Source organism: Pseudomonas viciae, from assembly GCF_004786035.1.
In the GTDB taxonomy this organism is placed as follows: Bacteria; Pseudomonadota; Gammaproteobacteria; order Pseudomonadales; family Pseudomonadaceae; genus Aquipseudomonas; species Aquipseudomonas viciae.
Genome location: NZ_CP035088.1, coordinates 1,923,615 through 1,945,246, shown reverse-complemented (window position 1 = coordinate 1,945,246; position 21,632 = coordinate 1,923,615). Strand labels below are relative to the sequence as shown.

The 21,632-nt window shown below is 59.9% G+C and carries 20 protein-coding genes; 13 read left to right on the top strand and 7 right to left on the bottom strand.

Translation table 11 applies throughout. The features are described from left to right. Positions 1-229 precede the first annotated feature (229 nt). Entirely contained in the window at positions 230-1,123 is an 894-nt protein-coding gene (locus EPZ47_RS08965) for a sensor histidine kinase (protein ID WP_135847965.1), read from the top strand. Next, on the top strand, positions 1,120-1,779 hold the full coding sequence (locus EPZ47_RS08960) for a response regulator (protein WP_135844448.1): 660 nt from the start codon (positions 1,120-1,122) through the stop codon (positions 1,777-1,779). Before EPZ47_RS08965 ends, EPZ47_RS08960 begins: the two co-directional genes overlap by 4 nt. Here the strand turns inward: EPZ47_RS08960 and yegS are convergent. Beyond that, entirely contained in the window at positions 1,763-2,680 is a 918-nt protein-coding gene (gene yegS, locus EPZ47_RS08955; RefSeq protein ID WP_135844447.1) for a lipid kinase YegS, read from the bottom strand. The two genes, EPZ47_RS08960 and yegS, sit on opposite strands and share 17 nt — an antisense overlap. Before the next feature lie 342 nt (positions 2,681-3,022). Between yegS and EPZ47_RS30340 the strand changes: the two genes are divergently transcribed. Beyond that, the gene (locus EPZ47_RS30340) at positions 3,023-3,331 is read left to right on the top strand and encodes a hypothetical protein (RefSeq protein WP_238346720.1); all 309 of its coding nucleotides are present in this window, start codon (positions 3,023-3,025) and stop codon (positions 3,329-3,331) included. 60 nt (positions 3,332-3,391) lie between these two features. On the opposite strand, the gene EPZ47_RS08945 is transcribed toward EPZ47_RS30340, so the two are convergent. Both EPZ47_RS08945 and moaB read right to left on the bottom strand, forming a co-directional pair. Next, positions 3,392-4,618, bottom strand: a complete 1,227-nt coding sequence (locus EPZ47_RS08945; RefSeq protein WP_135844446.1) for a molybdopterin molybdotransferase MoeA — start codon at positions 4,616-4,618, stop codon at positions 3,392-3,394. After that, the gene (gene moaB, locus EPZ47_RS08940; protein WP_135844445.1) at positions 4,602-5,141 is read right to left on the bottom strand and encodes a molybdenum cofactor biosynthesis protein B; all 540 of its coding nucleotides are present in this window, start codon (positions 5,139-5,141) and stop codon (positions 4,602-4,604) included. Before moaB ends, EPZ47_RS08945 begins: the two co-directional genes overlap by 17 nt. 78 nt (positions 5,142-5,219) lie before the next feature. Here moaB and mobA point away from each other — a divergent pair, with 78 nt between their 5' ends. Together mobA and EPZ47_RS08930 are read left to right on the top strand one after the other, a co-directional pair. Continuing rightward, positions 5,220-5,822 (top strand): molybdenum cofactor guanylyltransferase MobA, encoded by a 603-nt coding sequence (mobA, locus tag EPZ47_RS08935; RefSeq protein ID WP_135844444.1) that lies wholly within the window; start codon positions 5,220-5,222, stop codon positions 5,820-5,822. Positions 5,823-5,897: 75 nt separating this feature from the next. Next, positions 5,898-6,119 (top strand): YgdI/YgdR family lipoprotein, encoded by a 222-nt coding sequence (locus tag EPZ47_RS08930; protein ID WP_003183689.1) that lies wholly within the window; start codon positions 5,898-5,900, stop codon positions 6,117-6,119. Positions 6,120-6,197: 78 nt separating this feature from the next. Here EPZ47_RS08930 and EPZ47_RS08925 read toward each other — a convergent pair whose 3' ends face one another. The 3 genes from EPZ47_RS08925 to EPZ47_RS08915 form a co-directional block, all read right to left on the bottom strand. Then, entirely contained in the window at positions 6,198-7,088 is an 891-nt protein-coding gene (locus EPZ47_RS08925) for a pseudouridine synthase (RefSeq protein WP_135844443.1), read from the bottom strand. A gap of 71 nt (positions 7,089-7,159) precedes the next feature. Next, complete coding sequence (locus EPZ47_RS08920; RefSeq protein ID WP_135844442.1) at positions 7,160-7,480, bottom strand: transcriptional regulator; 321 nt, start codon at positions 7,478-7,480, stop codon at positions 7,160-7,162. Between the two features lie 94 nt (positions 7,481-7,574). After that, positions 7,575-7,811 (bottom strand): glutaredoxin family protein, encoded by a 237-nt coding sequence (locus EPZ47_RS08915; RefSeq protein WP_135844441.1) that lies wholly within the window; start codon positions 7,809-7,811, stop codon positions 7,575-7,577. Between the two features lie 188 nt (positions 7,812-7,999). Between EPZ47_RS08915 and EPZ47_RS08910 the strand changes: the two genes are divergently transcribed. Continuing rightward, positions 8,000-9,712, top strand: a complete 1,713-nt coding sequence (locus tag EPZ47_RS08910) for a cation:proton antiporter (protein WP_135844440.1) — start codon at positions 8,000-8,002, stop codon at positions 9,710-9,712. Here EPZ47_RS08910 and EPZ47_RS08905 read toward each other — a convergent pair. Further along, a complete protein-coding gene (locus EPZ47_RS08905; protein WP_135844439.1) occupies positions 9,709-10,917 on the bottom strand; it encodes an ammonium transporter in 1,209 nt (402 codons plus the stop codon). The genes EPZ47_RS08910 and EPZ47_RS08905 overlap by 4 nt on opposite strands. Positions 10,918-11,256: 339 nt before the next feature. Between EPZ47_RS08905 and EPZ47_RS08900 the strand changes: the two genes are divergently transcribed. From EPZ47_RS08900 to EPZ47_RS08870, 7 genes are all read left to right on the top strand, one after another. Next, positions 11,257-11,571: an ElaB/YgaM/YqjD family protein gene (locus EPZ47_RS08900; RefSeq protein WP_135844438.1), complete on the top strand. Its 315-nt coding sequence runs from the start codon at positions 11,257-11,259 to the stop codon at positions 11,569-11,571. Positions 11,572-11,573: 2 nt separating this feature from the next. Then, on the top strand, positions 11,574-11,963 hold the full coding sequence (locus tag EPZ47_RS08895; protein ID WP_135844437.1) for a phage holin family protein: 390 nt from the start codon (positions 11,574-11,576) through the stop codon (positions 11,961-11,963). Next, a complete protein-coding gene (locus EPZ47_RS08890; protein WP_135844436.1) occupies positions 11,960-12,295 on the top strand; it encodes a hypothetical protein in 336 nt (111 codons plus the stop codon). The genes EPZ47_RS08895 and EPZ47_RS08890 overlap by 4 nt, the downstream gene beginning before the upstream one ends. A gap of 214 nt (positions 12,296-12,509) precedes the next feature. Further along, positions 12,510-13,838, top strand: a complete 1,329-nt coding sequence (locus EPZ47_RS08885) for a deoxyguanosinetriphosphate triphosphohydrolase (protein ID WP_135844435.1) — start codon at positions 12,510-12,512, stop codon at positions 13,836-13,838. 427 nt (positions 13,839-14,265) lie between these two features. After that, positions 14,266-14,892 carry a response regulator transcription factor gene (locus EPZ47_RS08880; protein ID WP_014337291.1) on the top strand — a complete coding sequence of 209 codons (627 nt, stop codon included), beginning with the start codon at positions 14,266-14,268 and terminating at the stop codon, positions 14,890-14,892. An 11-nt stretch (positions 14,893-14,903) separates the two neighbouring features. Continuing rightward, positions 14,904-18,524: a transporter substrate-binding domain-containing protein gene (locus EPZ47_RS08875; RefSeq protein WP_135844434.1), complete on the top strand. Its 3,621-nt coding sequence runs from the start codon at positions 14,904-14,906 to the stop codon at positions 18,522-18,524. A 116-nt stretch (positions 18,525-18,640) separates the two neighbouring features. After that, positions 18,641-21,589 carry an HD domain-containing phosphohydrolase gene (locus EPZ47_RS08870; RefSeq protein ID WP_135844433.1) on the top strand — a complete coding sequence of 983 codons (2,949 nt, stop codon included), beginning with the start codon at positions 18,641-18,643 and terminating at the stop codon, positions 21,587-21,589. Positions 21,590-21,632 lie beyond the last annotated feature (43 nt).

Below are 21,632 nucleotides of genomic sequence, written 5' to 3'. Positions count from 1 at the left end.
CAATGATGCCGGTGCAAGGTGGTAGGCGTAACGAATGGCGTTTTCTTGCCGCCATGCCGAGCGCGACCAACGATTTGTGAAGTGGTACTATCTCGCGCGTCAGTCGTTTCAGACAGCGCGCAAAAGCCGCCAACTGAAGATGCCTTCGACCTGAAACGTTTACCCGACCCGGCCTGTCAGATGCGCTGACCGGCTTGCCCGCAGCGAACATTCATTGGCTCCATCCGCTATGTACGCCAGCCTCAAGTCATTCATCACCTGGCCTCCCTCCCGAGAAAATGCCCGCCGCTTCACATTATTGTTGTGCGTCTGCTCGACTCTCGGCTGCCTGCTGACTTATCTGTTCGCCCATACGGTGCCGCTGAGCCTGTTGACCCTGAATGTCGCGGCCATGACCTGCGTCTGGATCCACCATCGATTGTCGCGCAAATCCATCAAGTTCCAGCCTCAGGAACTGGCCGATCGGCTGCTTGAGGTCCAGGAAAACGAGCGCCATCGGCTCAGCCGCGAATTGCACGACGACATCGGCCAACTGCTGACCGCGGCGAAACTGCAAAGCGAATGGCTCAAGCGTCGGATGCCGGAAGAATTGCAGGGCCAATGCGCGATACTTTGCGAAACCCTGGACGAAACCCTCAACAAGGTCCGCGATGTGTCGGCGATCCTCAACCCGAGGCAATTGACCAGCCTGGGGCTTGAAGCCAGCCTGCGTGCGCACCTGCTCAAGACACTGGCCAACACCCCGGTGAAATGGAGCCTCGATTGCCAACAGCGCATGGCAGGCATTCCGGAAGAACTGACGGTCGCAACCTTTCGAATCACCCAGGAAGCGGTTACCAATATCTTGCGCCATGCCCAAGCGAAAAATCTGCTGGTGCGCCTGCAACGCCTGCCCGAAGGCCTGACGCTGCTGATCAGCGACGACGGCCAGGGGTTTGCCCCCGCAGACCACCCCGCTCGCGAAGGACAACGCGGCATGGCCGGAATGCTGGAGCGGGTCGAACAACTGGGCGGTACCCTCAAGATCACCAGCGAGGCCGGCAAAGGCACACACATCGAAGCACGCTTTCCCTGGGCGGCCCGAGCCCTGGAGCGAGCCAGCAAGAGTAAGGTTCTCCCTTGATTTGTAATTTGCTTCTGGTAGACGACCACTCGCTGATCAGGGCCGGCGTGCGCGCCCTGGTCATGGATCTTCCCGGCTACGCGGTCATCGGCGAAGCCAATGACGGCACGCAACTACTGGAACTGGTGGAGCGGCTGAACCCCGATATCGTGCTGCTGGATATTTCAATGAAAAACACCAGCGGCCTGGACGCCTTGCGACAACTCAAGCAGGTGCGTCCTCACAGTAAAGTGTTGATCCTATCGATGCACACCGATCCAGCGTTGATCATGCAGGCCCTGGAATCCGGAGCCCATGGCTACCTGCTCAAGGACACCACGCCCACCGAGCTGGAGCACGCCCTGGAGGCATTGCGCCACAACGAACGCTACCTGAGCCCGGCCATCGCCCACACCGTGATCAACCAGGCCCTGACCCGCGTCCAAAAGCATCAGCCCAACCCTGCCCAGACCCACAACCTGACCGCACGCCAACTGGAAATACTGCGATTGATCGTGCGCGGCAAGTCCACCCGGGAAATTGCCAACGGCCTGAACCTGAGCATCAAGACCGTGGAAACCCACCGAGCACAAATCATGAAGCGGCTACAAATTCATGACGTGGCCGGGCTGGTGCTGTTTGCCGTGCGCGAACAGATCATCAGCCTGGACGATTGAGCGCCGCCGACGCGCCAAGCAGCGGTGAATCGGGCGGCAGGTGCAGGCGCAACGCCTTCGCACGCACCGTGAAACGCAGGCTTTCGACCTGCAACGGTTCGCCATCAAGGTTGATATCCAAACCCTGGGCGACCTTGATTTCCACCCACGGCAAGCGTGCGCGTATAAACATGTTGTCGATACCCAAGCCACCGGCCAGCAAGTCTTTCAGCGTGCTGACCACTTCCTGAGGCGCCGGCAGGATGCTGATGTCCAGTAATCCGTCGTCAGCCAGTGCCTCCGGGCACAGCACATGGCCACCTCCGGCCTGTCGGCCATTGCCGATGCCCAGCGCCAGCAAATCGCCCTTCCACTGAAAGCCGGGCCCCTGCAACTCGCCATAGGCCGCACTCAACTCACTGAAGCGTGACAAGCCGGTGAACAAGTAAGCGGCGCCCCCCAGGACTTTTTTCAGATCTTCGGAGGTGTTTGCCGTCACCTGGCTGCCAAAACCACCCGTGGCCATGTTCAGGAACACCTGCCCGCCAACCTCACCCACATCAACGGCGTGCGGCGCAATATCCAGCAAGTCCAGAGCCTGGGCCGGCTCCAGCGGGACACCGGCGGCCCGGGCAAAATCATTGGCAGTGCCCAGCGGCAGCAACACCAGGCTGGCGTCACTCGACTTATGGACGATAGCCTCGGTGATATCACGCAAGGTCCCGTCACCGCCGCCGGCGATCAGTCGCGTGTAACCGGCGTCCAGTGCTTCATCAACGCATCGTCGGGCATCGCCGGCCTCCCAGGTCAACCGTACCGCCAGATCCCAGCCCTGCTTGCGCTTGAGCATCACCGCAGCGCGAACCTCGTCGTTGAGCGCTTGCTTGCCATGCAAAATCATCAGCGCCTTGCCCTTGCTCATCGTTTTCTCCGTCATTGGAAGGTTCTGGGAATGGGACCGCTCATTCGACCGAAAAAGCCCGGCACGACTCAATTTAAAAAAACACCACGTCTCGCCCCAGGAGGAAGCGCCGAAGCAGCTCACTCGATCGATACGTCTCCATTCGAAGAATTTTCCTACAAGACTTGGCGAATCCGCTCAATTGACCCTCTAGCCGTATTGAGACACCTTGGCATTCTGTTGTGCTGGACCCTTAAAACCCTCATTACACAAGGATGTACTCACTCATGAATGGATATGTCAGGGCCCGCAGGGGCCTGGTCAGTGGTTCGAACATTGACGACCAAAGGGATGGAGCATCCCATGCGTAGCCACGAATACAGGCTTTCGCCCCGGCAATTCGCGTCTTTTGGAAGCGAGCGGGCCGATACCCAAAACGAATGCAAAAGTTGCAGTAATCCCGCTGGAGGAATTGATTTGGAACCGCGCGTCGTTGAACTGGAAACCCACCTCAAATACATCCGCAAAGACATGGATGAAATTCGCACTGACGTCAAGGTGATCCGCCACAGGCTAGCCTATTCGGCAGGCGCGGCGGCAGTGGTCCTCGGCCTGCTGGGGTGGATTGCAAACAGTCGCTTCGATCAGTTGGTGACGCTGCTCTCGCGGTAAAGGCACGGCCATGAAGGCCCAAGTATTCCACTCGGGCCGGAGCACGTTATCGCGCAACCGCTAGCCCAGGACTTCGCTCAGGGGGATAAAGCCTACCTGGTCACCCTCGACCAGTGTTTGCCCCTCGAGCACTTCGACCAGTCCTTCAGCCCAGGCTGCGCTGCGCAGGACACCGGAGCTTTGGTTTCGGTAGATAATCGCGCGACCATTCTCCATGCGGCCTCGCAAGTACTCTCGTCGACCGCCAGCCTTCGGCCAGGTGAACCCGGCCGGCACTGTGAACTTGAGCGGCGCTACCGACTGGACACCTTGGCGCCGTAGCAGGTAAGGCCGCGCCAACAGTGCGAATGTCACCAGTGTCGAGGCGGGGTTTCCAGGCAGGCCTATCACAGGCACGCTACGGAAATGCCCGAACGTCAGCGGTTTCCCAGGCTTGATGGCGAGCTTCCAAAGTGCCAACTCTCCTTCCTCGCGCAACGCGATGCCCAAAAAGTCCGCCTCCCCCACCGATACGCCACCCGTGGAGAGGATCAGGTCGACATCTGACAACTGCGCCAGGCGTTCGCGGGTAGTCGGCAAGTCGTCAGGCAGGATACCCGCATCCACGACTTCACAGCCCAGGCGCTGCAACCAACCACAGAGCAACACGCGATTACTGTTATAGATCTGGCCCGGCCCCAATACACTTCCGGGCTCGATCAGTTCGTCACCGGTGGACAGGACGGCAACGCGTACCTTGCGCACCACTTCCAACGACGCACAGCCCAAGGACGCCGCCAACCCCAGCTCGATGGGCCCCAGGCGAGTCCCGGCTGAGAGGACCTGCTCGCCAACGGTGGTTTCCTGTCCTTGAGGACGAATGTTTTGTCCGCTGACCATCGATTCGGTAAACCGTACCCGCTGGTCACTTTCCACCACGACGTTTTCCTGCATCTCCACGCAGTCGGCGCCAGCAGGGACTGGTGCCCCGGTGAATATCCGCGCACAGGTTCCGACGGCCAGCGGCTCCGGGGCCTGCCCGGCGAAAATCCGCTGGCTGACCTGCAACGGCTCGCCGTTCCAGTCAGCCAATCGCAAGGCATAGCCGTCCATCGCACTGTTAGGCCATGGTGGCAAATCAAGGGTCGATACCAGATCCTCGGCGAGCACCCGCCCTTGTGCGGCAGCCAAGGGCAAACGCTCGCGCTGGACAATCGGCGTGGCCGCTGCCATTTCGAGCAGTCGCTCCAACGCAACCTCGACGGCTATCAAGGCGCCGGCCTTACCCGGTTTACCCACGGGATTCACAAGCAGCGGCCTGTTTCAAATGGGGCACGAAGTTACACGGGCGATGCCGTGCATCCAATTGCTCGGAGAGGATCCCGTCCCAGCCCGTGCGCACCGCATTGGTGGAGCCCGGCAAGCAGCACACCAGCGTGCCATTGGCCAAGCCTGCCAGCGCCCGGGACTGGACCGTGGAGGTGCCGATATCAGCGACGGAAATCTGCCGGAACAACTCACCGAAACCGTCAACCTGCTTGTCCAGCAGGCACGCGACGGCTTCCGGGGTGCTGTCGCGACCGGTGAAACCGGTGCCACCGGTGATCAACACCACTTGCACCACGTCCTCGGCAATCCAGGTCGCGACTTGTGCCCGAATCTTGTACAAATCATCTTTGAGCAGGACCCGCGCCGCCAGGTTGTGGCCGGCTGCCGTGAGTCGGTCGACAAAAACCTGCCCGGACGTGTCGGTTTCCAGGGTACGGGTATCACTGACAGTCAGCACCGCGATATTGAGCGGCACGAAAGGTACATCAGCCTTGGCTTTCATAGGCTCGTCCAGTTGTAGGGGAAACAGCCCGGTGTTATATCACAGCGCTTCATTTTTTCGCCCGTGCGGAGACACGCCATGACCTCGAATAAGCCCTTGCCCCCCTGCTCCATTCTGCTCCTGGCCGGCGGGCGCGGGCAACGCATGGGCGGCCAGGACAAAGGCCTGGTGGAGTGGCAGGGCGAACCGTTGATTGCCCATCTCCATCGACAGGCCCGGGCCATGAGCGATGACCTGATTATCTCCTGCAACCGCAACCTGGAACGTTATGCGTTATATGCCGATCAATTGGTGCATGACGACGAAGGCGACTTTCCCGGACCGCTGGCGGGGATCCGCGCAGGCCTCAAGGCGGCAAGGCATGCGTATCTGCTGGTGCTGCCATGCGACGTTCCGCAAATCGACTCCAGCCTGCTCGACAGCATGCGCGAAACGGCCAGCCTGCATCCCGACAAGCCGCTCATGGTGCGTCACGGCGAGCATTGGGAACCGCTGCTGTGCGTCATTCCCCGGGCTCTGACAGGGACCTTCGAGCAGGCCTGGAGCGAAGGCGAACGCAGCCCGGGCCGAATCATGCGCAGACTCCATGCGGTTGCATTGCAATGCCCGGCCAACGATCCTCGGCTGGCCAACCTGAATACGCCGGAACTACTGGCCGCACACAAAGGCGTGTCAGATTGACACTAGCCAGGAACTTGCATGCGATGTATACGTCTGAAGGTTAGTAACTTGAAGAATCCATTTCGGAGAAACACCATGACTCAACGGACCCTCGCCACTTTCATGCTCGCACTGGGCCTTGCCACTCTCGCCGGTTGCGCATCGCCAACAGTGATCACCTTGAATGACGGTCGCGAAATCCAAGCCGTCGACACGCCCAAGTACGACGAAGAAAGCGGCTTCTACGAATTTGAGCAATTGGATGGCAAGCAGACTCGCGTGAACAAGGATCAGGTTCGTACCGTTAAAGATTTGTAATCTTCGACGTGGCGGCCTGATACATGAAAGCCCGCAATATTTGCGGGCTTTTTTATGCCTGTCAGAAAGTCGGAAGGGCTACCACTGCAACCTGATGTCGCTCTCGAAAACACGTTGCAGGCCAGTGACGGGATCGATGAAACGCAATCCTTGGGCCAGCAATTTAAGCGGATTGGCATAATCATCCGCCGTATCCCGAAGCACATCAGGGTAAAACGGATCGTTACAGATGGCTGCGCCAAGGGCGTTCATATGAACCCGCAACTGATGCTTCTTGCCCGTGACCGGGTACAGGCCGTAGCGCCACAGCTCGCCGTTTCTTTCCAGCACCTCAATGGCCGTTTCGGTATTGGGTTCGCCCGGGCCTTCCTGCATCCGGAAGAACGGTTCGCCATCGATCATTCGGCTTTTATGCACCCGGGGAAAGGTCAATTCAGGCAAGGCACGGGCAATGGCCTGGTAGCGCTTCTCGATCTGCCGCGTCGGAAACAGCGACTGATACGCCGACCGGGTGTGCGGGTTGGCGGAAAACAGCACCAGTCCGGCCGTGTGCCGATCGATACGGTGCAAGGGCACCAGATGGGGATTGTCCAGTCGCCGGATCATCCGTCGCAACAAGGTTTGCTCGACATATTCGCCCGCCGGGGTGACGGGCAAAAAATGCGGTTTGTCTGCCACCACCAAGTGCTCATCGGCGTACAGAATCGACTCCAGCACCGGGATGGGCTTCTCGTCCGGTACTTCACGGAAGTAGTGGATGCGCAGGCCTTCACGGTACGGCAAGTCGACACGAATGGCCTTGCCCTCCCCATCCAGCACTCGGCCCCGGGCGATCCGGTCCAGCCACTGCTCGCGGCTGATGGCGCTGAAGTGCTCACACAGGCATTCCAGCACTGTCTGCCAGGCGCCGGGCGGCAGATACAACGTGCTGGCTTGATGATGGGCGGCGGAGAACGAGGAACCGGACATTGAAGACCCTTAGCCATTTTGCAGGGCAGCATTATCTGCCAGTCGCGCAAGCCAGCCCAGCAATGATTGCTTCAGGCCGGGATTGACGTCGGCTTAGCCGCCGCTTCGGTGAATTCCTTCAACCAGCGCAGCACCTCCACCGCCTCCCAACGACCCGGATCGTACAACGCGTACAACAGGCCCTGGTAACCCACCACATCCAACTGCTTGTGATAGCCGGCACGCTGGAACAACGCTTCGATCTCGGCGAAACAGGTATTGAAATGCAGTTTGTTGAAGGGTGTCTTGCCTTCGGTCACCAGCCCGTCCAGGCGTAACTCCTGGACGGCCTCGCGCACAACGTCCACGGACATCCGGTTCACGCTGTTTTTCAGTTGTTCGACATTGACCAAGGGATGCACTCCAGATAGCTGTATGGGCATACAGTAACCGAAGACTGCGATTTTCGCCAATGGCTGCGCGCGGATACGATGAATGGAGAGCCTATCAGCGCAGAAACGCTACAACCTGTTCGGTATCAAAAGGCCAGTCCAGCTCTGCGCCAGTATCGATTCTGCGCAGGACCGGGATACGTAACCCATAGGTTTCAGCTGTCGCTTCGCTCTCGGCGATATCCACCAGCTCCACCAACAATCCATGTTCAACCAAAGGCATCAACTCCGATTCGGCCACTTCACAGAGATGGCAACCCAGGGTGCCGAATAGCTGGCATTCAGGAGGCATGACGGTAGACCCACAAAAGAGAGACGGTCATTCTAGGCCCGCCCCGGGAAACCGTCGAGCCGCCGCCTCGCTTCGGGGTGTTTCGGTAAAACGCTGATGCAAATCACTGAACGCTAAAGTTTTTCCGGCGATGCTTAACGCTTTTTTCCCTCTACGCTGTGTGTCAGAGCCTTGAATCGGAGTGCCCCTTGTTTGCCAATCTGCTGATCATTCTTGCCTCGTCCCTGGTGGTCATTGCCCTGTTCAGGCGACTGCGCCTGCCACCGGTGCTGGGTTACCTCTGCGTCGGGCTCGCGGTCGGACCGACTGCGTTGGACTGGGTGAACGACAGCGAAGAACTGCCAGACCTGGCCGAGTTCGGCGTGGTTTTCCTGCTGTTCTCATTGGGGCTGGAGTTCTCCCTGTCGAAAATGCTCGAACTGCGCCGGGTCGTGTTCGGCCTCGGCAGCTTGCAGGTGCTGTGTTCGGGCGCGCTCCTGGCGGCATTGCTCGCGTTCTCCGGAGCACCGGTGATAGCCGCGCTGTTGCTCGGCGCAGGGCTGGCCTTGTCGTCCACCGCGATTGTCAGCAAGGAGTTGACCAGCCTGGGGGAGATTTTCAGCAGCCATGGCCAGAACGCCATCGGTGTGCTGCTGTTCCAGGATGTGGTCGCAGTGCTGTTGTTGACCCTGGTACCGGTATTCGCCGGCAGCAGCGAACACCCGTGGTACTTGGCGCTGCCCTTGACCCTGGGCAAGACCCTGGTGTTGTTCGGTGGCCTGCTGCTGGCCAGCCGCCTGCTGTTGCCCCGACTGTTCCATGAAGTGGCCGCGTCCCGGTCCGCAGAACTGTTCGTGCTGCTGGCCCTGGTGATCGTGTTGCTGACGGCATGGCTGACCCATCTGCTCGGCCTGTCACCGGCCCTGGGGGCGTTTCTGGCGGGCATGCTGCTGGGGGAAAGCCATTACCGGCATCAGATCGAGGCCGATATCCGTCCGTTCCGCGACATCCTGCTCGGGCTGTTTTTCGTCAGTATCGGCATGTTGATCGATCTGCAGCTGTTCTTCGATGACGGCTTGCTGATCCTGGGGTTGACCCTGGGGTTGATGCTCATCAAGGGGTGCGTGGTCGCCGTGCTGGTGAAATGGCGCGGCAGCGACGGTGAAACCGCCTGGCGCAGTGGCCTGGCCCTGGCCCAGGGTGGCGAATTCTGTTTTGCCCTGATGGCACTGATGCAGCAGAACCGCCTCATGCCCGCCGACATCAGCGGCCTGCTGCTGGCGGCGACCTTCTGTTCCATGTTACTGACCCCGCTGTTGCTGCGCGCCGCGCCACACGTCGCCGCCCGCCTGCATCGCAAACCCAACGAAGAGGCGCAGCTGGAGCAGATCATCGCGCTCAACGCCGGCTTGTCTGGCCATGTAATCATTTGCGGATACGGGCGCGTCGGCCAATCCATCGGGCGCTTCCTGCGCCGTGAAGGCCAGGCATTCGTCGCCCTGGATGACGACCCGGTGATCATCCAGGAAGCCACCGTCGGGGAACACTGCGTGCATTATGGGGACTCGCGACGCGGCGACCTGCTTGGCGCTGTAGGCCTGAGCCGTGCCCGGTTGCTGGTGATTGCGGTCGACAAGACGGACATCGCGATCACCGTGCTCAAGGAAGCCCGGCGGCTCAACCCGCGGGTGCCGATCCTGGTGCGCACCCGCGATGACAGTCAACTGGCCGAGTTGCAGGCTGCCGGGGCCAGCGAGGTGGTCCCGGAACTGCTGGAGTCAAGCCTGATGCTGGCTTCGCACGCCCTGATCATGCTGGGCCTGCCCGAGCAGCAGGTCCGGCATCATGTGGATCAGGTCCGTCACGACCGCTATCGACTGCTGCATGGCTTTTACCCTGGCAATCAGGACAAGGAGCCTTAGTCCTGGCTGACTGCGCCGATCTTGTGAATCGACAGGTCGGCGCCGTAGTACTCCTCTTCCTGGGTCAGGCGCAGGCCCAGCACAGCCCGGATCACGCCGTAGACCGCGAAGCCGCCGGCCAGGGCGATGACAACCCCTAGCGCCGTGCCGATCAATTGGCTGACCAGGCTGACCCCACCCAGGCCGCCCAAAGCGCCCTGGCCAAAGATGCCACAGGCAATACCACCCCAGACGCCACACAGGCCATGCAGAGGCCAGACCCCGAGCACATCGTCGATCTTCCATTTGCCCTGGGCCGCGGTGAAACACCAGACAAACAAGGCACCGGCAATGGCTCCGGTGGCCAATGCGCCTACCGGATGCATCAGGTCGGAGCCGGCACAGACCGCCACCAGCCCGGCCAATGGGCCGTTGTGCAGGAAGCCTGGGTCATTGCGCCCGACAATCAATGCCGCCACGGTACCGCCGACCATGGCCATCAACGAATTGACCGCCACCAGTCCGCTCACTCCAGGTAAAGTCTGGGCACTCATCACGTTGAAACCGAACCAGCCAACAATCAGGATCCACGAGCCCAGGGCCAGGAACGGAATACTCGACGGCGCGAACGCCACCAGGCGGCCATCCCGGTAGCGACCGTTACGCGGCCCGAGCAAAAGCACCGCGGCCAACGCCAGCCAGCCACCCATGGCATGCACCACCACGGAGCCGGCGAAGTCATGGAAACTGGCCCCGAACCTGGCTTGCAACCAGGCTTGCAGGCCAAAATTGCCGTTCCAGACCAAGCCTTCGAAGAACGGATAAATAAAAGCCACGATCAGTACCGTAGCGCACAACTGCGGCGCAAATCGGGCACGTTCGGCAATCCCACCGGAGATGATCGCCGGGATCGCGGCGGCAAATGTCAGTAGGAAGAAGAACTTCACCAAGCTATAACCATGATCGGCGCTGAGCACCGCTGCCGGTTGCAGGAAGGTCACGCCGTAGGAAATCCAATAGCCTATAAAGAAATAGGCCAGGGTCGAGACGGCGAAATCGCTGAGGATCTTGGACAGTGCGTTGACTTGGTTCTTTTGCCGGACGGTTCCCACTTCAAGGAACGCAAAACCGGCGTGCATCGCCAGAACCATGACCGCACCCAGCAGGATGAACAACGTATTGGAGCTGTGGACGAGACTGTCCACAGCGCTTTGCATATTTTCCATGGTGTTGGCAGACCTGAAAAAAGTTGAAAAAAGCACCAAGCCGGTTCACTCGCCCCGCCAGCGCACCAAGTTGAAACAGCCCATTTGCCTGGCAAAGACCTGCGAACCGATTTGGTGCGAGAGACCGCGCAAAACAACGTCCCGCTCGAGGTGCTTCGCGGGTTGTGATTATTTGGGTTAAGGTTTCGCGGGGTTGTGCCCAGCTTCAGCGCACCGGCGCAGGGTGTCGCACCAGTACATGGCAAAGCCTGAGCAAAAGTTGTACCAGTCACTTTCACTGAACCTTCCGACAAGGCTCATACTCGAACGCTTCAGACGTCACTTACGGAGATTCACCCCATGGCCAGAACCCAGGCAAAGACTGCTCAAGAAATCCTGATGGAAGATTTTCGGACGCTAGTCAGCGACACCGAACGGTTGCTGGATCACACCGCGACGCTGGCAGGTGACCAGGCGGATGAATTGCGCAGCCAGATTCACGAAACGCTATTGCGCGCCCGTGAAACCCTCAAGTTGACCGAAGACTCGGTACGCGAACGGGGCCAGGCCGCAGTAACCGCCACCGAAGAATACGTACAGGCCAACCCTTGGCAATCCGTCGGCATTGCAGCAGGCGTGGGCTTTTTGATTGGTCTGCTGGCAACACGGCGCTGATCATGGGTATCGAACAACCGGGCTCGTCCGAAGCGGGCACACAACCTACGGCGCGCCGCCTGGGCGCGGCATTCCTTGGCCTGCTGCACAGCCATGTCGAACTGTTCGGCATCGAATTGCAGGAACAAAAGGCCCGTACCGTCAGCCTGCTGCTGTTCGCCGGGCTTGCGCTGGTGTTCGGTCTGCTGCTGCTGGTCGGGCTTTCGGCACTGGTGCTGATCCTGGTATGGGACACCTATCGGCTGGCGGGAATCATCGGCCTGTGTCTGTTTTATCTACTGGCGGCGCTGTTCTGCGGTCTTCGGCTCAAGGCAGCGATCTTTGACGAATCGTCCCCCTTCCATGCCACCCTCGAAGAATTGGCCAATGATCGGGAGCGCCTGCTGCCATGAGCTTGCCTGATATTCCTCAAGCCCGGACCCGCCAGGAAATGCGCAAGGCGCTGGTGCGCCTGCGTATGGAAATGCACCGCCAGGAAATCCGCCAGGAAACGCGTCAGTTGTTGCAACCCCTGCAACGGGTTCGCGGCTTGACGCAAAGCTGGCATGAAGGATTCGGCATCAAACATGCGCCGCTTTGGGGCGTAGCCGCAGTGACCTTGCTCGGCTTCATCACCGGCAAACGCAGTCGCAGCGGAGGCGCCGGCGGCGTGACAAGCCTGATCCGCTTGGCAACGACGCTGCTGCCGTTGATCAAATTGGCCAAGAGCGTGGGCAAGCCCTGAGGCACCACACATCGTGGCGAGGGAGCTTGCTCGCGCTTGAAGTGCGAAGCACTCACAAGAATGGGCCTGCTGCGCAGTCCGGCGCGAGCAGGCTCCCTCACCACAGGGTTTTGTGCTTGACCATCCTCCTCTGTGCACGACCCCATAGCCCTTGCAGGGCGCCCCGGGAACCGGGAAGCTAGGGCATCGTCCTCATCAAACGGAGTAACCGGCCTTGGATTGGCATACCCTGCTGACTCGCGAACGCCTCGGAAAAACGTTGCACAGCCCGGAAGAACTGGGCCGTAGCCCTTTTCACAAAGACCACGACCGCATCATCTTTTCCGGAGCCTTCCGTCGCCTCGGGCGCAAGACGCAGGTGCATCCGGTCTCCAGCAACGACCACATCCACACGCGCCTGACCCATTCGCTGGAAGTCAGTTGCGTCGGACGCTCCCTGGGCATGCGCGTGGGGGAAACCATCCGCAGCGCCCTGCCCGACTGGTGCGAACCCAGTGACCTGGGCATGGTGGTGCAATCGGCCTGCCTGGCCCACGACATTGGTAACCCACCGTTCGGCCATTCCGGCGAAGACGCTATTCGCTACTGGTTCCAGCAAGCCGCAGGCCGCGGTTGGCTTGACGCCATGAGCGAAGCCGAGCGCAACGATTTCCTCAATTTCGAAGGTAACGCCCAAGGGTTCCGGGTCCTGACACAACTTGAATACCATCAGTTCGACGGCGGCACCCGGCTGACCTATGCCACCCTCGGTACCTACCTGAAATACCCTTGGACCGCCCGTCACGCCGACTCCCTGGGCTACAAGAAACACAAGTTCGGCTGCTACCAGAGCGAACTGCCATTGCTGGAGCAGATCGCCCACAAACTCGGCCTGCCACAGATCGAGGACCAACGCTGGGCGCGGCATCCGCTGGTGTACCTGATGGAAGCCGCCGATGACATCTGCTACGCGCTGATCGACCTGGAAGACGGCGTGGAAATGGATCTTCTGGAATACCCACAGGTGGAGTCGCTGCTCCTGGACCTGGTGGGCGACGATCTTCCAGACACCTACCGTCAACTGGGGCCACTGGATTCGCGGCGGCGCAAACTGGCGATCCTGCGGGGCAAGGCCATCGAGCACCTGACCAACGCCGCCGCGAGGGCATTCGTCGAGCAGCAGGAGGCGTTGCTGGCCGGCACGCTGCCGGGCGACCTGGTGGAGCACATGCATGGTCCGGCCAAGCGCTGCGTGCTGAATGCCAAGGACATGGCCCGCAAGAAAATATTCCAGGACAAGCGCAAGACCCTGCACGAGATCGGTGCCTACACCACGCTGGAAATCCTGCTCAACGGCTTTTGTGGAGCCGCTCTGGAGCAGCACGGCGGCCGCACGCCTTCGTTCAAGAATCGTCGCATCCTTGATCTGCTGGGCAACAACGCCCCCGATCCCAATGGCCCGCTGCACAGCGCTTTTCTGCGCATGATCGATTTCATCGCCGGGATGACCGACAGTTACGCCAGCGAAATGGCCCAGGAGATGACAGGCCGCACCCGGCAGTGAGCTGCGTGGGCGGCGCGACAGGGTTCTGTGTCTGACACAAAACCTGTGGGAGCGGGCTTGCTCGCGAAAGCGGTTGTTCAGCCTGCGACAATGCTGAATGAGCCTGCGCCTTCGCGAGCAAGCCCGCTCCCACAATGGGCTCGTCGCGCAAGTTCACATGAGATGTACTCCAGCCCTGATAAACAAAACCCTTCACAACTTGTTTGAACAAACAACTTATTCAAAGAAACATCCTTTCACAAACTGCCGACAAATCCCCCTTCCTATTTCATCCGCCTACTAAAAACCCAATTACAACGTAGTACCTTGCCTCTTTTTTTGTAGGAAACATCTGAAACTGAAGAAGCATGCCGTTCTCCTCGTACGGCCCCAGCTTTAACTGGGCTAAGGTGCGCGCTTTATTTAAGCTCGTAGGGATACTTTATTCATGAATTCCGTTTTCATTGTCGACGATCATCCGGTCATCCGCCTCGCCGTTCGCATGCTCCTGGAGCATGAGGGCTATAAGGTCGTAGGGGAAACTGACAACGGCGTCGACGCGATGCAAATGGTGCGCGAATGCATGCCCGACCTGGTCATCCTGGACATCAGCATTCCCAAACTTGACGGGCTGGAAATCCTTTCGCGCTTCAATGCCATGACCACGCCCCTCAAAACGTTGGTGCTAACGGCACAATCACCAACGCTCTTCGGTATCCGATGCATGCAGTCCGGTGCCTCCGGTTACGTATGTAAACAAGAAGACCTCAGCGAACTTGTCAGCGCGATCAAAGCCGTATTGTCCGGCTACAACTATTTCCCCAGCCAGGCGCTGAATCCGGTACGTCCGGATGACCCGCGCAGTATAGAGCTGGATCTTTTCAAGAGCGTCAATGATCGGGAACTGATGGTATTGCAACTTTTTGCCCAGGGCCGCACCAACAAAGAAATAGCCAAAGGCATGTTTCTAAGTAATAAAACCGTCAGCACCTACAAAAAACGGCTCATGCAGAAACTCAAAGTCAAATCTTTGGTAGAGCTGATTGAAATGGCGAAGCGCAACGCGCTGGTATGAGACAGGACAGGATGCTCAAATGCATAAAGGGATGGCTCTTGCTGTTGAGCGCAGGGTTATATGCAGGGGCGCTCGCGGCGGCCTCGGGCATGCCCGAGACCTATACGCTTCTGGGACGTTCGACCCCGGCCCATAGCGAGGTCAGGCTCGATGACAGCCACCGTGCCTGGCTAGAGGACCGACAGGAATTGGTTCTGGGAACCTCCGCGCCGGACTATCCGCCCTTCGATCTCTCCACCAGCGGGCGCGACTACGAAGGCATGAGCGCCGACTACGCCGGCATCATCGCCAAAGCCAGCGGCCTGCCCATGAAGGTCCTGCGCTTCGCTTCCCGTGAGGCGGCCATCACTGCGCTCCAGAATGGGCAAATCGACATGCTGGGGACCGCCAACGGTTTCGAAGCTCGCACCCCCGGTATCATCCTGTCGATGCCGTACGCCGTAGACCAACCCGTTCTGGTGACTCGGGCGAATGAAAGCCGATCCTTGACTGAAGACCTCAAGGGCCTGCGGCTAAGCATGGTCTATCACTACCTGCCGCCAGCGGAAATCGAAAAGCTGTACCCCGAGGCGCTCATCACCACCTATCCCTCCTACCAGAACGCCATAAACGCCGTCGCCTTCGGCCAGGCCGATGTATTCCTCGGCGATACGATTTCCACCCATTACATAATCAACAAGGGTTATCTGAACAATATCCGCATGGCCAGCTTCGGCAAACATGAGTCCTACGGCTTCGGTTTCGCGGTGCGGCGTAATGATCCTCGGCTGCTGGAAGTCATCAATGCCACGCTGAATCAGATTTCCATCGCCGAGCAAGCGACCATTTTCAAGCGCTGGAGCGCAGGCAGTGACCTGTTTCTCATGGAGCACAAGATACAACTGACCGACCGGGAAGAACGGTGGCTGGCCAGGCATCCGGTGGTTCGGGTGGCGGTGAACGAAACGTCGGCCCCCTTCACTTTTTTTGATTCGGACGGCGACTTCCACGGGATCAGCGCAGACCTGCTGGAGTTGATCCGGCTGCATACCGGCCTGCGCCTGGACATCCAGCGGTATCAGAACGACAGCGAAATGATTGCCGCAGTCCTGAAGGGTGAAGCCGACCTGATCGCGGCACTTCTGCCGAGTAGCGAACGGCAACAACAGTTGAAATTCAGCCGTCCCTATGTCGACAGCTCGTTCGTCCTACTGACCCGCAAGCAATCCGATACACCTGCGACACTCGACCAGTTCGGAGCCCGAAGCCTGGCGATCAACAAGGGCAACCCCATCATCGAATGGCTGCGCAACCAGTATCCGAGTATCCAGATCATCGAAACCACCGACCCCTTGCATGCCATTGAAACCCTCGCCCAGGGCCAGGTCGATGGCAGCGTGCATTCCCTGGTCATGGCCAACTACTTCATCTCGTCTCACTTGCAGCGAGACACCTTGCAAATCAGCAGCACGGTAGGCACCCAGCAGGCCATGTTCTCGCTGGCCACCGGGAAAAATGCCCCAGAGTTGAATTCCATTCTCGACAAGGCCTTGATCAGCATCGACCCCGACGACCTGGGGGTCATCAACAACCGCTGGCGCGGTTACGTCTCGGCATCGGAACACACCTGGCGCACCTATAACCGCCTGTTCTTCCAGATCGTTGCAGGCGTCGGCCTGTTGCTGCTGCTGTCGCTGGCATGGAATGCCTACATGCAGCGCCAGATCAGGCAGCGGCAACGGGCCGAACTGGCCCTCAACGACCAGCTCGAGTTCATGCACGCGCTGCTCAACGGCACCCCTCACCCCATTTACGTGAGGGATCGCAACGGCTTCCTGCAAAGCTGCAACGACAGCTACCTGCAAACGTTCGGGGCCAAACGCGAAGACGTCATCGGCAAGAACGTCATGCCCGGGTCCGTGAGCAATGCATTCGAAGCGCAGGAGTACCAGGCGGACTATCAGCGTGTCATGGCCGAAGGCACGGCCCTGATCGTGGACCGACCGCTGCACATCGGTGATAAACAGCTGACGATCTATCACTGGATCCTCCCTTACCGTAACAGCGCTGCTGAAGTGCAAGGCATCATCGGCGGCTGGATCGACATCAGTGAGCGACGACAGCTTTTCGACGAACTGCGTGCGTCCAAGAAACAGGCCGATGACGCGAACCGGGCCAAAAGCACGTTCCTGGCGACCATGAGCCATGAAATCCGCACCCCCATGAACGCGGTGATCGGCATGCTTGAACTGGCCTTGAAACATGCCGACAAGGGCCATTTGGACCGCTCGGCCATCGAAGTCGCCTACGAGTCGGCCTCCGGTATGCTCGAACTGATAGGCGACATCCTGGACATCGCACGGATCGAATCAGGCCATCTGAGCCTGGCACCCGAGCGCGTCAACCTCAGGGCCATGCTGCAATCGGTCATACGGGTCTTCGAAGGTTTGGCCCGGCAGAAAAACCTGGTGTTGTCATTGCAGTTCGACCCTGCCGAAGGCGACCCACACGTACTGCTGGACCCATTGCGATTCAAGCAGGTGCTCTCGAACCTGATCAGCAATGCCCTCAAATTTACCGAACAGGGACAGGTACAGGTCAAGGTCCACCTGTCTCGAACGGTCCAGGACAACGTCGTGCACATGCAGCTGGAAGTCAGTGACAGCGGCATCGGCATCAGTCCGACGGACCTGCAACGTTTGTTCGAACCCTTTGCCCAGGTCGACAATACCGGTCGGATGGCCCGAAAAGGTGCAGGGCTGGGCCTGGTAATCAGTCGCAACCTCTGCCAGATGATGGGCGGTAGCCTGCACATGAGTAGCCAGCCGGGCGTCGGCACGCAGGTCCTGGTTGACCTGCAACTGACCGTCCTGCCAACGACAACGGCAGACGTGCCCACTGATCCAGTGATCGAAACGGCTGCGAGCGCTTTGAACGTTCTGGTCGTGGACGATCATCCAGCCAATCGCTTGTTGATGTCACAGCAACTGGAATATCTCGGTCATCACTATCAGGTCGCCCACGATGGCGCACAGGGGCTCGAAGCCTGGCACGGGGGGCATTTCGACCTGGTCATTGCCGATTGCAACATGCCCGTCATGAGCGGCTACGAACTGGCCAGATCGATTCGGCGGCGAGAGTCCGAACAACAGCGACAGCCCTGCACCATCCTGGGGTTTACCGCCAATGCACAACCGGAGGAAAAACAACGCTGTCTGGACGCCGGTATGGACGACTGCCTGTTCAAACCGATCAGCCTGAACGCGCTGAGCCAATGGATGAAGGCGCTCAAACCCACCAACCGGCCCCGTGTTTTCAGTGTGCTGAACCTACAGGCATTGACCGGTGGCGACCCTTGCTCCACCCAGCGTCTGTTGGCCGAGTTGCTCAGCAGCAACCGCTCGGACCGCCAGGAACTGCTCGATGTTGCCCGCAGCGGCAACCGGCAGGCACTGATCGAAGCGGCGCACAAAATAAAAGGCGTCGCTCGGATTGTGCAGGCGACCTCGTTGATTCAACGGTGCGAGGCTCTGGAACAGGCATGCCATCAAGCACGGGCGCCAGGGCGAATGATCGAATGCGCCAAGGCCCTCGATCACGCCATGGCGGAATTGGAGCGCGCCCTGGAAACAGAGATCGCCAAGGCAAAATAATCCGGTGTTTACTATGCTGTTCGCTCAGCAGTGCGTACCAGGGGGCGTTCTCAATCAGTTGCCCCAGCGCACCGGAAAACTGATTGAGAACGCCCCTAACACTTGGAGTGACTGCAATGCCCAGCGCACCGCGTCCGGAAAAACGTCGGTTCCCCCTGCACGTCCACATCAGCATGATGTTCACGCTACTTCTGCTGCTGACCGGCGTGGTGCTGGGCATTTTCAATTACCAACAAACCACGCAAATTATCCTGTCCAGCAGCGAAAAACTGTTCAACCGCATTGAACAGGATGTGCGCCTGGATTTGTACGACACCTACGAACCGATCCGTCATCTGTTGGGCCTGCTGGCCGACTACCCGGCGACACGCGCGCCCCAAATGACTCAACGCCTGGCCTTGATCGTGCCCTTCAGCCAGGCGCTGCGGGACAACCCGAACCTGGCGTCGCTGTACCTGGGCGACAGCAACGGCGACTTCCTGATGGTCCGGCCACTGCGCACCGCGGCCCTGAAAACCACCCTGAAGGCACCGGCCAACGCGGCTTACCAGATCTGGACCATAGAGCGGGCGAACAACGGAGGCCAGGTTCGCTCCCAGTCATTGTTTTACGACGAGGCCCTGGTGCTCATCGCTCGCCAGGACATCGCCGACGAAACCTACGATCCGCGCAGTCGCGGCTGGTTTCGCAGCGCTCTGGACAACACAGGCCAGATCACCACCGAACCCTATGCATTTTTTTCCACCCGCCATATCGGCACCACGCTGGCCCGGCGCAGCGGCGAACAAGCAGTCATCGGTGCCGACCTGACCCTGGCCGCCCTGTCCCAGACCCTGGCCAAGCACAAAGTGACCGCTGGCACCGAGATCGTCTTGCTCGATCCCCAAGGCAATGCCGTGGGCTATCCCGACAGCGACCGGCTGATTGCCGATACCGAGCCGGTACGCCTGACCAAGGCCCGCGACCTCAGCCCGGCCATCGCCGCCGCGCTCGACAACAACATTGACACCCCCCGCCTGACGGCGGCCGGACGCCAGTGGATCGTCTCTCGCAGCCACATGCAGGAAGGCGGGCCGCAGGGCCTGGAGCTGGCATTACTGGTCCCTGAAGACGAGTTGCTGGCCGACGCCTATCGCATGCGCTGGCAAGGCGCGCTCGTCACCCTCACCACCTTGCTACTGTGCCTGCCCCTGGGTTGGCTGACCTCCAGAATCCTGGTCAAGCCCCTGCGTGAACTGGTGCAGGAGGCCGATGCCATTCGCAGCTTTGATTTCAACTACCCGGTGTCGCGTCGCTCGCCAGTGCTGGAGGTCGATCAGTTGAGCGTCTCGATGGCGCGCATGAAAGACACCTTGGCTAGCTTCTTTGAAATTACCGCCAGCTTGCGCGCCGAAACCCGCTTCGCCCCGTTACTGGAGCGAGTGCTGTTCGAGACCGTGAAAATCGGCCAGGCCCAGGCCGGCCTGATCTACCTGCGGGAAAACGACGAGGATCGGCTCAAGCCCTATGGGTTGGTGATCGACGGAACCCCTCGTGACCTTGGGGCTTTCGAGCTGCAAGGGTACACGCTCAACGCAGCCGGCAGCCCGCCATGGCTCCAGCAATTGGCCGCCGCGGAAAACCTCGTGACCTCACTGGGCTTCGAGCAAGCTGGCGACCTGCGCAGCGTCCTGCTGGCCCTGAACTGTCCGCGGGTTCACCTGATCGGTATCCACCTGCGCAACCGTCATCAGGAAACCGTCGGCCTATTGGTGCTGCTGATCAGCGACAGTGGCACCGAAGCCGACCTGGAAAAACTGCAACCGGACCGCATCGCCTTCCTGCAGGCCGTGTCCGGCACCGCCACCGTGAGCATCGAAGGCCAGCGCCTGCAAGCCAGGCAAAAACAATTGCTGGACTCATTCATCCAACTGCTGGCGGGTGCGATCGATGCCAAGAGCCCCTACACCGGCGGTCATTGCCAACGGGTGCCGGCCCTGACACTGATGCTCGCCCAGGCCGCCGCCGCCAGCCAGGCACCGGCGTTCCAGGCCTACCGGCCGACGGAAGATGAATGGGAAGCGCTGCACATCGCCGCCTGGCTGCACGATTGTGGCAAGGTCACCACGCCGGAGTACGTGGTGGACAAAGCCACCAAACTGGAGACCCTGAACGACCGGATCCACGAAATCCGCACCCGCTTCGAGGTGCTCAAGCGCGACGCCTGGGTCGATTACTGGCAAGCCGTGGCGACGGGTGGCGAGCCGTCAGCCCTGGCGCAGCGGCGCGACGCGACATTGGCCAGCCTCGATAGCGATTTCGCCTTTGTCGCCCACTGCAATCTGGGCTCCGAAGCCATGGCCGAGGCCGACCTGCAACGCCTGCAACACATCGCCCAGCACCCGTGGACCCGGACCCTCGATGATCGCCTGGGGGTGTCCTGGGAAGAGAACCGGCGCCAGGCGCGCACACCCAAGCCAACCCTGCCGGTCACCGAGCCGCTGTTGGCGGACAAGCCCGAGCACCTGGTGGAGCGCAACGACGCCGAACTGATCCCGGCGGATAACCCATGGGGCTTCCAGCTCGACGTGCCGCCGTGGAAGTACAATCGCGGCGAGCTCTACAACCTGAGCATTACGCGGGGCACGCTGACCCGTGAAGAGCGCTACGTCATCAATCATCACATGGTGCAAACCATCCTGATGCTCAGTCAGTTGCCCTTCCCCAGTCATCTGGACAACGTGGCGGAGATTGCCGGCGGTCATCACGAGAAGATGGACGGCAGCGGGTACCCCAAGCGACTCAAACGCGAGGAGATGAGCCTGCCGGCACGCATGATGGCCATTGCAGATATTTTCGAAGCGCTGACGGCGGCCGACCGTCCCTACAAGAAAGCCAAGAAACTCAGCGAAGCCTTGGGCATCATGGCCACCATGTGCCGTGACGCCCACATCGATCCCGAACTGTTCGAATTGTTCATCGAAGAGCAGATCTACCTCGACTACGCCAACCAGTTTCTCGACCCGCACCAGATCGACGACGTCGACCCGCAAAGCCTGCTGGTCAAGGCGGGGCTGAAGGCATGAAAGCTATCCCTGTAGGCGCTGCCGAGCGAAGCGAGGCTGCGAT

Excerpts from the sequence above, each read along its gene's own strand:
- EPZ47_RS08965 (WP_135847965.1), top strand. The coding sequence starts at position 230 with ATGTACGCCAGCCTCAAGTCATTCATCACCTGGCCTCCCTCCCGAGAA.
- yegS (WP_135844447.1), bottom strand. The coding sequence starts at position 2,680 with ATGAGCAAGGGCAAGGCGCTGATGATTTTGCATGGCAAGCAAGCGCTC.
- EPZ47_RS30340 (WP_238346720.1), top strand. The coding sequence starts at position 3,023 with ATGCGTAGCCACGAATACAGGCTTTCGCCCCGGCAATTCGCGTCTTTT.
- moaB (WP_135844445.1), bottom strand. The coding sequence starts at position 5,141 with ATGAAAGCCAAGGCTGATGTACCTTTCGTGCCGCTCAATATCGCGGTG.
- mobA (WP_135844444.1), top strand. The coding sequence starts at position 5,220 with ATGACCTCGAATAAGCCCTTGCCCCCCTGCTCCATTCTGCTCCTGGCC.
- EPZ47_RS08930 (WP_003183689.1), top strand. The coding sequence starts at position 5,898 with ATGACTCAACGGACCCTCGCCACTTTCATGCTCGCACTGGGCCTTGCC.
- EPZ47_RS08925 (WP_135844443.1), bottom strand. The coding sequence starts at position 7,088 with ATGTCCGGTTCCTCGTTCTCCGCCGCCCATCATCAAGCCAGCACGTTG.
- EPZ47_RS08915 (WP_135844441.1), bottom strand. The coding sequence starts at position 7,811 with ATGCCTCCTGAATGCCAGCTATTCGGCACCCTGGGTTGCCATCTCTGT.
- EPZ47_RS08905 (WP_135844439.1), bottom strand. The coding sequence starts at position 10,917 with ATGGAAAATATGCAAAGCGCTGTGGACAGTCTCGTCCACAGCTCCAAT.
- EPZ47_RS08900 (WP_135844438.1), top strand. The coding sequence starts at position 11,257 with ATGGCCAGAACCCAGGCAAAGACTGCTCAAGAAATCCTGATGGAAGAT.
- EPZ47_RS08895 (WP_135844437.1), top strand. The coding sequence starts at position 11,574 with ATGGGTATCGAACAACCGGGCTCGTCCGAAGCGGGCACACAACCTACG.
- EPZ47_RS08890 (WP_135844436.1), top strand. The coding sequence starts at position 11,960 with ATGAGCTTGCCTGATATTCCTCAAGCCCGGACCCGCCAGGAAATGCGC.
- EPZ47_RS08880 (WP_014337291.1), top strand. The coding sequence starts at position 14,266 with ATGAATTCCGTTTTCATTGTCGACGATCATCCGGTCATCCGCCTCGCC.
- EPZ47_RS08875 (WP_135844434.1), top strand. The coding sequence starts at position 14,904 with ATGCTCAAATGCATAAAGGGATGGCTCTTGCTGTTGAGCGCAGGGTTA.
- EPZ47_RS08870 (WP_135844433.1), top strand. The coding sequence starts at position 18,641 with ATGCCCAGCGCACCGCGTCCGGAAAAACGTCGGTTCCCCCTGCACGTC.